At 66.8% G+C, this 15,009-nt stretch carries 13 protein-coding genes; all 13 read left to right on the top strand.

Annotation, left to right across the window (positions count from 1 at the left end; genetic code table 11):
- The first annotated feature begins 52 nt into the window (after window positions 1–52).
- The 13 genes from R3F42_10715 (at window position 53) to murC (ending at window position 15,009) form a co-directional block, all read left to right on the top strand.
- Window positions 53–1,396 (top strand): MFS transporter, encoded by a 1,344-nt coding sequence (locus tag R3F42_10715; GenBank protein MEZ5542506.1) that lies wholly within the window; start codon window positions 53–55, stop codon window positions 1,394–1,396.
- Window positions 1,397–1,564: 168 nt separating this feature from the next.
- Window positions 1,565–2,005: a single-stranded DNA-binding protein gene (ssb, locus tag R3F42_10710; protein ID MEZ5542505.1), complete on the top strand. Its 441-nt coding sequence runs from the start codon at window positions 1,565–1,567 to the stop codon at window positions 2,003–2,005.
- 440 nt (window positions 2,006–2,445) lie between these two features.
- Window positions 2,446–2,898, top strand: a complete 453-nt coding sequence (mraZ, locus tag R3F42_10705) for a division/cell wall cluster transcriptional repressor MraZ (GenBank protein ID MEZ5542504.1) — start codon at window positions 2,446–2,448, stop codon at window positions 2,896–2,898.
- Window positions 2,899–2,904: 6 nt separating this feature from the next.
- Window positions 2,905–3,840, top strand: a complete 936-nt coding sequence (rsmH, locus tag R3F42_10700) for a 16S rRNA (cytosine(1402)-N(4))-methyltransferase RsmH (GenBank protein MEZ5542503.1) — start codon at window positions 2,905–2,907, stop codon at window positions 3,838–3,840.
- Complete coding sequence (ftsL, locus tag R3F42_10695; protein MEZ5542502.1) at window positions 3,837–4,106, top strand: cell division protein FtsL; 270 nt, start codon at window positions 3,837–3,839, stop codon at window positions 4,104–4,106. Before rsmH ends, ftsL begins: the two co-directional genes overlap by 4 nt.
- Entirely contained in the window at window positions 4,103–5,815 is a 1,713-nt protein-coding gene (locus R3F42_10690) for a penicillin-binding protein 2 (GenBank protein ID MEZ5542501.1), read from the top strand. Before ftsL ends, R3F42_10690 begins: the two co-directional genes overlap by 4 nt.
- A complete protein-coding gene (locus R3F42_10685; protein MEZ5542500.1) occupies window positions 5,812–7,347 on the top strand; it encodes a UDP-N-acetylmuramoyl-L-alanyl-D-glutamate--2,6-diaminopimelate ligase in 1,536 nt (511 codons plus the stop codon). Before R3F42_10690 ends, R3F42_10685 begins: the two co-directional genes overlap by 4 nt.
- Window positions 7,344–8,720 carry a UDP-N-acetylmuramoyl-tripeptide--D-alanyl-D-alanine ligase gene (gene murF, locus R3F42_10680; GenBank protein ID MEZ5542499.1) on the top strand — a complete coding sequence of 459 codons (1,377 nt, stop codon included), beginning with the start codon at window positions 7,344–7,346 and terminating at the stop codon, window positions 8,718–8,720. Before R3F42_10685 ends, murF begins: the two co-directional genes overlap by 4 nt.
- The gene (gene mraY / locus R3F42_10675) at window positions 8,720–9,802 is read left to right on the top strand and encodes a phospho-N-acetylmuramoyl-pentapeptide-transferase (GenBank protein ID MEZ5542498.1); all 1,083 of its coding nucleotides are present in this window, start codon (window positions 8,720–8,722) and stop codon (window positions 9,800–9,802) included. Before murF ends, mraY begins: the two co-directional genes overlap by 1 nt.
- 95 nt (window positions 9,803–9,897) lie before the next feature.
- Window positions 9,898–11,244 carry a UDP-N-acetylmuramoyl-L-alanine--D-glutamate ligase gene (gene murD / locus R3F42_10670; GenBank protein MEZ5542497.1) on the top strand — a complete coding sequence of 449 codons (1,347 nt, stop codon included), beginning with the start codon at window positions 9,898–9,900 and terminating at the stop codon, window positions 11,242–11,244.
- Entirely contained in the window at window positions 11,244–12,455 is a 1,212-nt protein-coding gene (ftsW, locus tag R3F42_10665) for a putative lipid II flippase FtsW (protein MEZ5542496.1), read from the top strand. Before murD ends, ftsW begins: the two co-directional genes overlap by 1 nt.
- Window positions 12,452–13,573, top strand: a complete 1,122-nt coding sequence (murG, locus tag R3F42_10660; protein MEZ5542495.1) for an undecaprenyldiphospho-muramoylpentapeptide beta-N-acetylglucosaminyltransferase — start codon at window positions 12,452–12,454, stop codon at window positions 13,571–13,573. Before ftsW ends, murG begins: the two co-directional genes overlap by 4 nt.
- Window positions 13,570–15,009, top strand: a complete 1,440-nt coding sequence (gene murC / locus R3F42_10655; GenBank protein ID MEZ5542494.1) for a UDP-N-acetylmuramate--L-alanine ligase — start codon at window positions 13,570–13,572, stop codon at window positions 15,007–15,009. The genes murG and murC overlap by 4 nt, the downstream gene beginning before the upstream one ends.

Here is a 15,009-nt window from a genome sequence, read left to right as displayed (position 1 = left end):
CGGCCAAAAGGAATAACGGATGGTGATGCAGGACAGGGCAGGCGGGGCTGCCATGAGCGCTACCGAATGGCGTGCGGCGCTGTCACTCTCGGGTGTCTATGCCCTGCGTATGCTGGGGTTTTTCATGATCCTGCCGGTGTTCGCGCTCTACGCCGAGGGGCTGGCGGGGGTGACGCCGGCGCTGACCGGCCTGGCCATCGGCATCTACGGCGTCACCCAGGCGCTGCTGCAGATCCCGGCCGGGCTGCTGTCGGACCGGATCGGCCGCAAGCCGGTGATCATCGGCGGCCTGTGCGTGTTTGCCGCCGGCAGTGTGGTGGCGGCGCTGGCGGATTCCATTCATATCATCATTCTCGGTCGCGCGCTGCAGGGATCCGGCGCGATCGCGGCGGCCATCATGGCGCTGACCGCCGACCTGACCCGCGAGGAGCACCGCATCAAGGCCATGGCTCTGATCGGTATGAGCATCGGCGTGTCGTTCGCCGCCGCGCTCGTGCTCGGCCCGGTGCTGAATCACTGGATCGGGGTTCCCGGCATCTTCGCGCTCACCGCCGTCCTGGCCCTCGGCGGGGTGCTCGTGGTGGCCTTCGTCGTGCCGCGGCCGCAGGCGCAGCGTATCCACCGCGAATCCGAGGCGGTACCCGCGCAGTTCGGGCGCGTGCTGCGTAACGGCCAACTGTTGCGGCTCGATTTCGGGATTCTCATGCTGCACGCCATCATGACCGCGACCTTCGTGGTCATGCCCCTGGTGTTGCGCGACGAGGCCGGTGTCGCCGCGTCCGGCCACTGGAAGATCTACCTGCCGGTGCTGGTCTGTTCGGTTGCCGCGATGGTGCCTTTCATCATCCTGGCGGAGCGCAAGGGCTATATCAAACCGGTGTTTCTCGGCGCCATCACCCTGCTGGCGCTGGTCGAGTTCGGGCTCTACAGCATCCCGGTGACCATGGTCAGCAGCGTGACGCTGCTGCTGCTGTTTTTCGCCGCATTCAACCTGCTCGAGGCGATGTTGCCGTCACTGGTGTCGCGTGCCGCACCGGCCGACTGCCGCGGCACCGCGATGGGGATCTATTCGAGTACGCAGTTTTTCGGTGCCTTCGTCGGTGGCGCGCTGGGCGGCTGGCTGCACGGCCGCTTCGGCCTGCACAGCATTTTCATGTGTGCGGCTGCGGGCTCGCTGGTCTGGCTCGGGCTGGCGGCCTCCATGGTGCCGCCACCGAAGCTCTCCAGTTACATCCATGCGGTGGGTGTATTGACACCCGCGGCGGCGGCGGAGCTGACCCGCCGCCTGGCCGGCCTGCCCGGCGTTGCCGAGGCCGTGGTGGTGGCCGAGGAGGGCGTGGCCTATCTCAAGGTGGACCGGCGCCTGTTCGACCCGGCATCCCTGCCCCCGGCATGACGGGAATTTGCGGCGATTCCCTACAGCTTGTCCGGTATGGCTTGCCGCGATCCGCGTACTGATCCGGTATGCCGGGCTGCGGCTTTCGCATAGAATACCCGCACCGCTCCCGGGCAAACGTCCTGCACCGGGGCGACGAATCCATAATTCGGACGACAGGAGAACATCATGGCGCGAGGCATCAACAAGGTGATTCTGGTCGGCAATCTGGGCAAGGATCCGGAAGTACGCTACATGCCCAATGGCAATGCGGTCGCCAATATCACCCTCGCGACGACCGAATCCTGGAAGGACAAGCAGACCGGCGAAAACCAGGAAAAGACGGAATGGCATCGTGTGGTGCTGTTCCGGCGATTGGGCGAGATCGCCGGCGAGTATCTTAAGAAGGGATCGCAGGTCTACATCGAGGGTAAGCTGCAGACCCGCAAGTGGCAGGACAGTTCCGGAAACGACCGCTACACCACCGAGATCATCGCCAATGAAATGCAGATGCTGGGCGGCCGGGGCGGTGGCGGCAGCACCGGCTTCTCCGCGTCGGACAGCAGTGAAAGCCGCGCGCCGGCGGTAGCGGAGGGGCCAGCGGATTTTGATGACGACATCCCGTTCTAGACCGCGTCCGCTGTCGCCCCACCCAAAAAAGCCTGCCCTGCAGGCTTTTTTATTGCACGCCGCTTGATCCGTGTCAGCAGATCCGCCTGCTGACATTCGCCGATATAGCCGAATTAAATCTACTCAAGCCCAAGATATTGGGTTTCAAGCGGCGTTATAATCCCGATCCGAAGGCGTCGTCATGGGCCAAACCGGGATAATGGCGTCGTCCCGATGGTCAAAGCTATCAATCTACTCAAGGTAGGGAAGGCAACCTTTTGATTTGTAATTTTATAAGTTTTTTTGCGGTCCGGAGGGTTCCCAAAATCAGGCCTAAGTTACTGTCCAAGTAGATATTTTCTTTTGATTTTGCTTGACGAGGTCACCCTCCCTCCCTATAGTGTCGAAAAGTGGGGCCCAGTGGTATTTTTTGGGTCCCGAGGGAGCCAAAGGGGGCGGGTTTGTTCATCGGTGGCAGCACGGTCAACCTGGATGCGAAAGGCCGCCTGGCGCTGCCTACCCGCTACCGTGGTGAACTGACGGAACGTTGTAACGGCCAGGTCGTGATGACCGTGCACAGCGACCGTGCCCTGCTGCTCTATCCCCGACCCGACTGGGAAGACGTCGAGCGCAAGCTGGCGCGTCTGCCCAACACCAACCGAGTGACCCGCGAGCTGCAGCTGATGCTGTTCGGCAACGCTGCCGAGCTCGAGATGGACAAGAACGGCCGCGTGCTGATACCGCCGCACCTGCGCGCGTTGGCCGGCCTGGACAAGCGTGTGATGTTCCTCGGCAACGGCAACAAGTTCGAGATCTGGAATGCCGAGGTGTGGGAGCAGAAGTGCAATGACTATCTGTCCGGCAGTGGCGATGGTGCCGAACTGCCGGATGCCCTGCGTGAACTGTCGATCTGAGCATCGGTGGCACAGGGGACGTACACACACCAGCCGGTACTGCTTGACGAAGTTCTGGAAGGGCTGGCGCTGAAGCGGGATGGCGTGTACGTGGACGGAACGTTCGGTCGCGGCGGTCACGCCGCGGCCATACTTGCAGGGCTCGGACCGGCGGGACGGCTGCTCGCCATGGACAAGGATCCCGAGGCGGTGCAGTCGGCAAGGATGCAGTTTGGCAATGATCCTCGATTTGAAATTGTGCAGGGTGCATTCACGATGCTGAGCGAGCTGGTGGCGCGGCGGGAGCTGACAGGAAAGGTGAACGGACTGCTGCTGGATCTGGGTGTTTCCTCGCCGCAGCTCGACGATGCCGCGCGCGGTTTCAGTTTTTCCGACGACGGTCCGCTCGACATGCGGATGGATCCGACAACGGGCGTCAGCGCGGCACAATGGCTGGCGCAGGCGGGCGAGCACGAGATCGCCACGGTGCTGCGGACACTCGGCGAGGAACGTTTCGCCGGCCGGATAACCCGTGCCATCGTCAACAGCCGGACCACTGCGCCGTTGCGTACCACGCGCCAGCTGGCCGAGCGTCGCAGCCGCGGTGCCCACGCGCGAGCAGCACAAGCATCCCGCCACGCGCAGCTCCTGGCGCTCCGTCTGCACATCAACCACGAACTGGATGATCTTCGTGCCGTGCTGGCGCAGGTGTCCGATGTGCTGGCACCGGGCGGACGCCTGGCGGTGATCGGTTTCCATTCGCTGGAGGACCGCATCGTCAAGCGCTTTATCCGTGACGAGTACCGCGGTGCGCCGCCGCCGCGCGCATTTCCGCTGGCCGGCTCGGAGCATACGCCGCGCCTGCGGCCCGTGGGCAAGGCGATTCGGGCCGGCGCGGACGAGGTGCAACGCAATCCGCGTGCGCGCAGTGCCGTGCTGCGCATTGCGGAGCGTGTGCAGTGAGCGGGCGGCCGGGTGGCATGCTGTTCCTGCTGGCGCTGGTGATCGTATCGGCGATTGCCGTGGTGCATGCCAAGCACGAGGGGCGCAAGCTGTTCATCGAGCTGCAGGCGCTCGGCAAGGAGCGCGACAACATGGATATCGAGTGGGGTCAGCTGCAGCTCGAACAGGGCACGCTGACCACGCAGGGGAAAATCGAGAAAGTGGCGCGTGAACGGCTTGGCATGGCCAGCCTGGATGCCGCTGCGATGGTGATCGTGAAGCCATGAGACACGCGCGCGTGAATTCCGGTTACCCCGGCCGACGGGTATTCGTGTTGCTCTGCCTGGGTCTGGCAGCCGGCACGCTGGTATGGCGCGCCGTGTGCCTGCAGGTGCTGGACAAGGAGTTCCTGCTCTCCCAGGGGCAGGCGCGGCATCTGCGCGTGGTGACGCTGCCGGCGCATCGCGGCATGATCCAGGACCGCAACGGCGAGCCCCTTGCGATCAGCACGCCGGTGGAGTCGGTATGGGTGAATCCGCAGGAGCTGGGCAACGAGCAGGAGCGCATACCCGAGCTGGCCCGGCTGCTGGAGCTGAACAAGTCCAGTGTGCAGCGCCAGCTGGCCAGCCGCGCGGACCGCGAGTTCCTCTACCTGCGCCGGCATATCGATCCGGCAACGGCGGCGCAGGTCGAGGCGCTGGACATCCCCGGGGTCTACCTGCAGCGCGAATACCGCCGCTATTACCCGGACGGCGAGGTGACCGCGCATGTGGTCGGCTTCACCAACGTCGACGATGCCGGTCAGGAAGGTCTCGAGCTGGCCTACCAGGACTGGCTCGCCGGCGAGCCCGGTGCCAAGCGCGTGATCAAGGATGGCAAGAGCCATATCGTCGAGGACGTCGAGAGCATCAGCCGTCCCCGTCCGGGCAAGGATCTGCAGCTCAGCATCGATCGGCGGATCCAGTATCTCGCCTACCGGGAACTGCTTGCCGCGATGCAGGAGCACAAGGCAAAGTCCGCCACCGCCGTCGTGCTGGACGTGCAGAGCGGCGAGGTGCTGGCCATGGTCAACCAGCCCTCGTACAACCCGAACAACCGCCAGAACCTGCGCAGCAGCGATATGCGCAATCGTGCGGTCACCGATGTGTTCGAGCCCGGTTCGACCATGAAGCCGTTCATCATAGCGACCGCGCTCGCCAGCGGGCGTTACCAGCCGCATACGCCTGTCAGCACCTCGCCGGGCTGGATGCGCGTGGGGGTGAACACCGTGCGCGACGTGCATGACTACGGTGATCTGGATGTGACCGGGGTCATCCGCAAATCCAGCAACGTCGGCATCGCCAAGATCGCGCTGTCCCTGGTCGCCGAGGATATCTGGACCGGCCTGTCCGACCTCGGTTTCGGGGTGCAGAGTTTCAGCGGCTTTCCCGGCGAGGCCTCCGGCCTGCTGCCGCACTTTTCCGGCTGGAACGCCATCGAAACCGCGACGCTGGCATTCGGCTACGGCGTGTCGGTCACCGCGCTGCAACTGGCGCAGGCCTACGGTGTGCTGGCCAGTGACGGCATGCGCCGGTCGATCACCTTCCTGCACGACGTGCGTGCCGCCGAGGAGCGCCGCATCATGCCGGCCGCGATCGCGCGCGAGGTGCGTGCCATGCTGGAGGAGGCGGTCGGTCCCGATGGCACCGCGCCGGACGCGCGCGTGCCGGGCTATCGCGTCGCCGGCAAGACCGGCACGGTGCACAAATCCGAGCCCGGCGGTTACTCGGACAGCAAGTACATGTCGGTCTTTGCCGGCATGGCACCCGCCAGCGCGCCGCGCCTGGTGATGGTGGTCATGGTGGACGAGCCGGGTACCGGCAAGTACTACGGCGGCCAGGTGGCGGCGCCGGTGTTCGCGCGCGTGATGGCCGGTGCGCTGCGCCTGCTTGCCGTGCCGCCGGATGACGTGCCGCTGCTGCAGACCCGCAGCGGCGCTGCGGAGGAGCCTGCATGATGGCGGCGGAGAAACTGCAGGTGGCGCATACGCTCGCCGCCCTGCTGCAGGACTTCTGCGGGCCAGCGGTGCGCAGCGATATCCGGGTGAGCGGGCTGGCGCTGGACAGCCGCAAGGTACAGGCAGGCGACCTGTTCCTGGCGCTGGCGGGCACGCAGACCCACGGACTGCAGCACGCACGCCAGGCCATCGCGCTGGGCGCGGTGGCGGTGGCGTGGGAGCCGGTCGAGGGCAGGAGCGGGCTCGCCGAGATGGCGGCGCTGCTGCCTGCGCCGGTGGTGGCGATACCGCGCCTGGGTCAGGTGATCGGCCTGATCGCCGACCGCTTCTACGGACACCCCTCGCGCGGCATGTTCATGATCGGCGTCACCGGTACCGACGGCAAGACCTCGTGCAGCCACTTCATCGCCCAGGCGCTGGACAGTACGGACCGGCGCTGTGGCCTGATCGGCACCTTGGGATACGGCCTGTACGGCGAGCTGGGGAGCGCAACGCATACCACGCCGGATGCGCTCACCATGCAGCAGTTGCTGTATTCCATGCAGCGGCGCGGTGCGCGCTGTGTGGTGTCGGAGGTTTCCTCGCACGCCATGGACCAGGGACGTGTCCGCGGCGTGTCTTTCGATCTGGCCGTGCTGACCAATCTGTCGCGCGACCATCTCGACTACCATGGCAGTGTCGAGGCCTACGCCGCGGCCAAGCGCAAGCTGTTCCATGCGGACGGCTTGCGCTACGCCGTGATCAACGCCGATGACGCTTTCGGCAGCGCATTGCTCGACGATATCCCGCCGGGCGTGGCGCCGGTCGCCTACCGGCTCGAGAGCGAGCCATTTCGCACGCGCTTTCCCGCGCAGTGGGTGATCGGACGCAACCTGCAGACCGACATGCACGGCATGCAGCTGGATGTCGCCACGCCGTGGGGCAGCGGTGTGCTGCGCAGCAGTCTGCTCGGTCGCTTCAATGCCAGCAACCTGCTGGCCGCGCTTGCCAGCCTGTGCGTCACGGGCCTGCCGTTCGAGGAGGCGCTGCGGCGTCTGGCGCGGACGCGCACCGTCGCGGGCCGCATGGAACCGTTCGCAACCGGCGCCGGTCATCCGCTGGTGGTGGTCGATTATGCGCACACACCGGCCGCGCTCCGGGCCGTGCTGCAATCGCTGCGGGCGCATTGCCAGGGCGCGCTGTGGTGCGTGTTCGGCGCCGGCGGTGACCGCGACCGCGGCAAGCGCCCGGAAATGGGGGCGATTGCGGAACGCAATGCCGATCACTTGGTGCTGACGGATGACAATCCGCGCACCGAGGATCCGCGCCAGATCGTCGAGGATATCTGTGCAGGCATCAGGCAGCCGGGCAGGGTGCACGTGGAGCACGACCGCGCGCAGGCAATCACCTGGGCAATGCGTGCAGCCGGCCCCGGCGACATCGTGCTCATCGCCGGCAAGGGGCATGAAACCGTGCAGCAGGTGGGACGCCGGACCCTGCCGTTCAGCGATCGCGAGCGTGTGCTGGCCGTGGCGCGGGACTGGGCGCGATGATGGCGATGCCGCTTTCCGAAGCCGCGCAGGCGCTGTGCGCCGACCGGACCGGTGCCGACGTGACGTTTCACGGCATCAGCACCGACAGCCGCAAGCCGATGCCGGGTGCGCTGTTCTTTGCGCTGCAGGGGCCCAATTTCGATGGACATGCGTTTGTCGATGCCGCGCGGGCGCAGGGCGCGGCTGCCGCGGCCGTCAGCAGGCCGTGTGCATCCGACCTGCCGCAGTTGCGCGTGCCGGACACCCGGCTCGCACTCGGCCGCCTGGCGGCGCACTGGCGCGAACGCTTCGACATCCCAGTCATCGGTATTACCGGCAGCAACGGCAAAACCACTGTGCGAACCATGACAGCCGCGATACTCGCACGCAGCGGTCGCGTGCTTGCCACCCAGGGCAACCTGAACAATGACATCGGTCTGCCCCTGACGCTGGCGCGGCTCGACCCGGCCGATGCGTTCGCGGTGATCGAGATGGGCGCCAACCATCCCGGTGAAATCGCCTATCTCACCGCTACCGCACAACCGACGATCGGGGTGGTGACCAATGCCGGACCCGCGCACCTCGAGGGTTTCGGTGACCTGGAAGGGGTGGCGCATGCCAAGGGCGAACTGTTCGCCGGCCTGGCTCCCGCCGGCTGCGCCGTGATCAACGCCGACGACACCTATGCGCCGCTGTGGCGTGAGCTCGCCGCACACTGCCGGCGGGTCGAGTTCGGGCTGGACCATGAGTGCGAGTTCGGCGCGCGCTGGGATGGCGATGCCGCCGGCAGCGATATCGAACTGACGACACCGGCAGGCGGCATCACGCTGCACCTGCCCTTGCCGGGACGTCACAACGTGATGAACGCGCTGGCCGCCACCGCGGCCTGCTGGCAGGCAGGCGTCGGCGCGGATGCCATCCGGGCCGGCCTGGAGACACTCGCGCCGGCGCCGGGCCGTTTCAACCTACACCGCCTGCCTGGCGACATCACGTTGATCGACGATACCTACAATGCCAACCCCGGATCGCTCGCCGTGGCCGTGGACGTGCTCGCGCGGGCCGGCGGCAGGACCTGGCTGGTGCTTGGCGACATGGGCGAACTCGGCGCCGGCGCCGCCGCGCTCCATCGCGCTGCCGGTGTGCAGGCGCGTGCTGCCGGCATCACGCGCCTGTTCGGACTGGGTGAGCTGGCGCAGGCCGCAGTGGCCGGTTTTGGTGCGGGTGGCGCCGCCTTCGATTCACTCGAGCAGCTGCTGGACGGGTTGCGTGACGACCTGCATGGACCGCTGCATATCCTGGTCAAGGGTTCGCGACGCATGCGCATGGAGCGGGTGGTTGATGCCCTGTGCGCCGTGCTGCAAGCCGGAGCACCGATTTCACGGGGAACGCACTGATGCTGCTCTACCTGGCCGAATACCTGAGTCAGTACCACAGCGGATTCAACGTCTTCCAGTACCTGACCCTGCGCGCCATCCTCGGGGTGCTGACCGCGCTGGCGATCTCATTCCTGGTCGGCCCGGAGATGATCAGGCGGCTGGGCCGCTACCAGATCGGGCAGCCGGTGCGCGACGACGGCCCGCAAACGCACCTGGTCAAGGCTGGTACGCCGACCATGGGCGGCGCACTGATCCTGGTCGCGGTGGCGGTTGCCACCCTGCTGTGGGCGGATCTGACCAACCGGTATGTCTGGGTGGTGATGCTGGTGACGCTGTCGTTCGGCGCAATCGGCTGGGTGGACGACTACCGCAAGCTGGTGCTGAAGAATTCGGCGGGCATTTCCGCACGCACCAAGCTGCTGTGGCAGAGCGCCATCGCCCTGGTCGTGGCGGTATTCCTCTACCTGAGCTCCACCGCGCCCGCGGAGACCTCGCTGATCGTGCCGTTCTTCAAGGATATCGCCGTCAACCTCGGCTGGTTCTATGTGGTGCTGGCCTGGTTCGTGATCGTGGGTTCCAGCAATGCGGTCAATCTCACCGACGGGCTCGACGGCCTGGCCATCCTGCCCACCGTGCTCATCGCCGGGGCGCTGGCCGTGTTCGCCTACGCCACCGGCAACGTCAAGTTCGCCGTCTACCTGGGCATTCCCTACGTGCGCGATGCCGCCGAAATCGTCATCTTCTGCGGTGCGCTGGTCGGGGCCGGGCTCGGGTTCCTCTGGTTCAATGCCTATCCCGCCATGGTGTTCATGGGAGACGTGGGGGCGCTGGCGCTCGGTGCGGCACTCGGCATCGTCGCGATCCTGGTGCGCCAGGAACTGGTATTCATGGTGATGGCCGGTGTCTTCGTCATGGAGACGGTCTCGGTGATTCTGCAGGTCGCCTCCTTCAAGCTGACCGGCCGGCGCATCTTTCATATGGCGCCACTGCATCATCATTTTGAACTCAAGGGCTGGCCCGAGCCGCGCGTGATCGTGCGGTTCTGGATCATCACCGTGATTCTGGTGCTGGTCGGTCTGGCCACGCTGAAGATTCGCTGATACGGCGTTGCCCCGCAGGGGGCTGGAGTGGGGCAGGTGCACGACGGATTTGGATTGGTGACGAGTCGGATTTGATGGCGGTTCCGGTAACAGTCATGGCGGAAATGTTTGACAGGTCGGGCAGAACGCTGGTGGTCGGTCTCGGCGAAACCGGGGTGTCGGTCGCGCGCTACCTGTCGCGGCAGGGCGTACCGGTCGCGGTGGTCGACAGTCGCGACCAGCCGCCGGGCCTGGCGCGGATGCGCAGCGGCGAGCTGGCCGATGTCGCGCTGTTTCTCGGCGGCTTCAGCGACGAGGCCTTCGACCGGGCCGAACAGATCGTGCTCAGTCCCGGGGTGCCGCTGAGCGAGCCGCATGTCGCCGCCGCGCAGGCGCGTGGCGTCCCGGTGATCGGTGACATCGAGTTGTTCGCGCAGGCGGCGCAGGCGCCCGTGATCGCGGTTACCGGCTCCAACGGCAAGAGTACGGTGGTGACCCTGCTGGGGGCCATGGCCCGCCGCGCGGGCATCGAGGTTCGTACCGGCGGCAACCTCGGAACACCGGCGCTGGACCTGCTCGAGGAAACCGAGCCCGCACTCTACGTGCTGGAACTTTCGAGTTTTCAGCTGGAGACGGTACACAGCCTGCACCTGCAGGCGGCGGCCATACTGAACATCAGCGAGGATCACATGGATCGCTACACCAGCCTGGCCGACTACGCCGCGGCGAAGCAGGTGGTCTACCGCTGCGCGGACCTGCAGGTGGTGAACGCCGACGATCCCGTGGTGCTGGCGCTCGCGGACCCGTCCCGTCCGCAACTCCGGTTCACCCGCAACGCCCCCGCCGCCGGGGAATACGGACTGGTGCAGCTGGATGGCGTGACCTGGCTGGCACGAGGCAGCGAACGCCTGCTGCCCGCGACGGCCATGCGCCTGGCCGGTCGGCACAATCTGGTCAATGCCCTGGCAGCGCTGGCGCTGGGCGAGGCGGCGGGCCTGTCGCTGGATGCCATGCTGGAAACGCTGGCGGAGTTCCAGGGGTTGCCGCACCGCATGCAATTTGTCGGTGAGCATGCAGGCGTGCGCTGGTACAACGATTCCAAGGGCACCAATGTCGGCGCCACGCTGGCCGCCATCGACGGCCTCGAGGGGCCGCTGGTGCTCGTCGCCGGCGGCGACGGTAAGGGTGCCGACTTCGCGCCGCTGGTTGCCGCACTGCGCGCGAAGGGACGCGGCGTGGTGCTGATAGGACGCGATGCGCCCCGGCTGGAGGCGCTGCTGGCCGGTGTGCTGCCGATCCGTCACGCCACCGACATGGCCGGTGTCGTGCGCGCTGCAGCGGCACTGGCCGTATCCGGCGATACGGTGCTGCTGTCACCCGCCTGTGCCAGTACCGACATGTTCCGCAACTACAGCGAGCGTGGTGAACTGTTCATGCGCGCCGTACAGGAGTACATCGGCTGATGGTGAGCGTGAGTCTGCAGGCACGGCTGGTGGGTACGGGTGACGTGCGTCTGCCACGGCTCGACTACGTCCTGCTCGGCAGTGCCCTGACGCTGGTCCTGTTCGGTCTGGTGATGGTGGCTTCGGCGTCCATCACCACAGCCGACCGCGAGCTGGGGCATCCGTTCTATTTCGCGCTGCGCCAGACCGTGTTCATCAGTCTCGGTCTGCTGGCCGGGCTGGCAATGTTCCGTGTGCGGCTGGCCATACTCGAGCGCCTGGGCATGACGCTGTTGCTCTGCGCGTTCCTGATTCTGCTGTTGGTGCTGGTTCCCGGTATCGGCGTCAAGGTGAACGGCGCGGTGCGCTGGATCAACGCCGGCCTGTTCCGCCTGCAGGTGTCGGAGCCGGCCAAGTTGTTCTTCATCATCTATCTGGCCAGTTACCTCGCCCGCCACGGTGACAGCGTCCGCACGCACATCACCGGTTTCCTCAAGCCGGTCGGGCTGGTCGGCGCGCTGGCCCTGCTGCTGCTGCTGGAGCCTGACTTCGGTGCCACCGTGGTGCTCGGTGCCACGGTCATGGGCATGATCTTCATGGCCGGTGTCAGGCTGGCGCATTTCGCGGGGGTCATGGGCGCCGCCGGACTTCTGCTCGGCGGGGTGGCGGTATCGTCGAGCTACCGCCTGGAACGCCTGAAGACCTTTCTCAATCCATGGGCCGATCCGTTCGATTCCGGCTTTCAGCTGACCCAGTCGCTGATGGCCATCGGGCGCGGTGAATGGCTCGGCGTCGGGCTCGGCGCGAGCGTGCAGAAGCTGTTCTATCTGCCGGAGGCGCACACCGATTTCGTATTTGCGGTGCTGGCCGAGGAACTGGGTCTGCTGGGGGTATGCATCATCATAGCCCTCTACAGCACGCTGGTATGGCGCGCATTCCGGATCGCGGCCCAGGCCACTCAGGCCGGCAACCCGTTCGCCGCCAGCCTCGCCTACGGCATCGGCATCTGGTTCGGTCTGCAAAGCTTCATCAATATCGGCGTGAACATGGGGTTGTTGCCGACCAAGGGGCTGACGCTGCCGCTGATGAGTTACGGCGGCTCCAGCATGATCGTGATGTGTGCGACGGTGGCTCTGCTGCTGCGCATCGATTACGAGACCCGCTGCACCTGCGCGGGCCTGCCCGCCAGCGGCACCGCGGCTGCGAAGCGCAATCGCCGGAGGGACGGATGATGCTGTCGCGACGGGCAAATCGGCCGGTCCTGATCATGGCGGGCGGCACCGGCGGGCACGTCTTTCCGGCACTGGCCGTGGCGGAGGAACTGTCGGCGCGCGGCGTGGCGGTATCCTGGCTGGGTACCCGGCGCGGACTGGAGGCGCGCGTCGTGCCGGCTGCGGGTTATCCGCTGGAGACGGTGCGGGTATCCGGGCTGCGCGGTCGTGGCCTGTGGCGGTTGCTGGCGGCGCCGCTCATGCTCGCGGGGGCGCTGTACCAGGCGCTGCGCATCGAGTTGCGCTTGCGCCCGCTGGCCGTGCTCGGCATGGGCGGATTCGCTTCCGGCCCGGGCGGTGTGATCGCCTGGCTGCTGCGTCGGCCGCTGCTGATCCACGAGCAGAACTCCGTTGCCGGGACCACCAATCGCTGGCTGGCGCCGCTTGCCCGCACCGTGATGGTTGCGTTTCCCGGCAGCCTCGCCGGCAGATACCGGCCCGTGCACACCGGCAACCCGATCCGCGGTGCGATCACGCGCCTCGCAGCGCCGACCGAGCGCCTTGCCGGACGCGGCGGTCCTTTGCGTATCCTGGTGATCGGCGGCAGCCTGGGGGCATCCGCGCTCAACAGCGTGGTACCGGCGGCGATTGCCCAGCTGGCATCGTGTCCGGCGCTGTACCATCAGACCGGCAGCCATGACTTCGAACAGGTGCGCAACGCCTACGCCGCAGCCGGCATCGATGCAAGGGTCGAGCCTTTCATCGAAGACATGGCGGCGGCCTACGCCTGGGCCGATCTCGTCATCTGCCGCGCCGGCGCCCTGACCGTCGCGGAACTCGCCGTGGTGGGCGTACCGGCGATCCTGGTCCCCTTCCCGTACGCCACCGACGACCACCAGACCGGTAACGCCCGTTTTCTCGCGGATGCCGGCGCTGCCGTGCTGGTGCCGCAGGAAACGCTGACCCCGGCCCGCCTCACCGGGATCCTGAACGATCTGGCCGGCCAGCGTGACGTGCTGGTGGAAATGGCATGTCGCGCCCACGCACTGGCGATGCCGGATGCCGCGCGCCGCGTCGCGGAATTGTGTCTGCAGGCAGCCGGCATCGGCGGCCGGGAAGCCGCCGGAGGTGCAGCATGAGTGCCCGGCCGGCGCATCGCGGTGTCCACCCCCAGGGCATGGGCCGGGTGCGGCGCGTGCACTTCATCGGAATCGGCGGTGCCGGCATGAGCGGGATCGCCGAGGTGCTGCACAATCTGGGTTACGAGGTCAGCGGCTCGGACAAGCGCGAGAGCGCGGTGACGCGCCGCCTTGCAACGCTCGGTATTGCCGTCAGCATCGGCCACGCGGCGGCGCATGTGGCTGAGTGCGACGCCGTGGTGGTGTCCACCGCCATCAGGCAGGACAATCCGGAACTGCTGGCGGCGCGTGAGCGCCGCATCCCGGTGGTGCCGCGTGCCGAGATGCTGGCCGAGCTGATGCGCTTTCGCTTCGGCATCGGTGTCGCCGGTACCCATGGCAAGACCACGACCACCAGCCTGATCGCCAGCCTGCTCGCCGAGGGCGGTCTCGATCCCACCTTCGTCATCGGCGGTCTGCTCAACAGCGCGGCCAGTCACGCCCAGCTCGGCGCCGGTCACTATCTGGTGGCCGAGGCCGACGAGAGCGATGCCTCGTTCCTCTACCTGCAGCCCTCGATGGCAGTGGTCACCAATATCGATGCCGACCATCTCTCGACCTATGAAGGCGATTTCGAGCGCTTGCGCCAGACCTTCATCGAGTTCCTGCACCACCTGCCGTTTTACGGACTCGCCGTGCTGTGCCTGGACGATCCGGTGATCCGGGAAATCCTGCCCGAGGTCACGCGCCCGGTGATCACCTACGGGCTCGACGCCGCCGCCGATGTGCACGCCACCAACGTGCGCCAGGAGCGCGCGCAGACGCACTTCACCGCCCATCGCCGCGAGCGGACGGAGGCGCTGACGATAACGCTCAATCTGCCGGGCCGGCACAATGTACAGAACGCGCTGGCAGCAATCGCGGTGGCGACCGAGCTGGGCGTGTCCGACGCGCATATCCAGCGGGCCCTGGCGCAGTTCCAGGGCATCGGGCGCCGCTTCCAGATCGCCGGCGAGATCGCCACAGCAAAGGGCCAGGTACTGCTGATCGACGATTACGGTCATCACCCGCGCGAGCTGGCGCCAACCATCGCCGCGGCCCGTGCCGGCTGGCCCGGACGGCGGCTGGTCGTGGTGTTCCAGCCGCACCGCTATACGCGTACGCGGGACCTGTTCGATGACTTTGCCCAGGTGCTCTCCGAGGTCGACGTGCTGGTGCTGTGCGAGGTCTATCCCGCCGGCGAGGCCCCGATCGCCGGCGCCGACGGCCGGGCGCTCGCCCGCGGCATCCGCGCGCGCGGTCAGGTCGATCCCGTGTTCGTGGATGACATCGAAGCACTGCCGGCCGTGCTCTCCGATCTACTGGCGGCCGGCGATGTGCTGCTCACGCTGGGGGCGGGTGACATCGGGGCGGCTTCGCAGCGGCTGATCAGCGAACTGGCCGGGGATGCGGGGTGA

Source organism: Pseudomonadota bacterium (assembly GCA_041395565.1).
GTDB lineage: Bacteria > Pseudomonadota > Gammaproteobacteria > UBA9214 > UBA9214 > UBA9214.
This window is presented reverse-complemented; position numbering and strand designations above follow the sequence as displayed.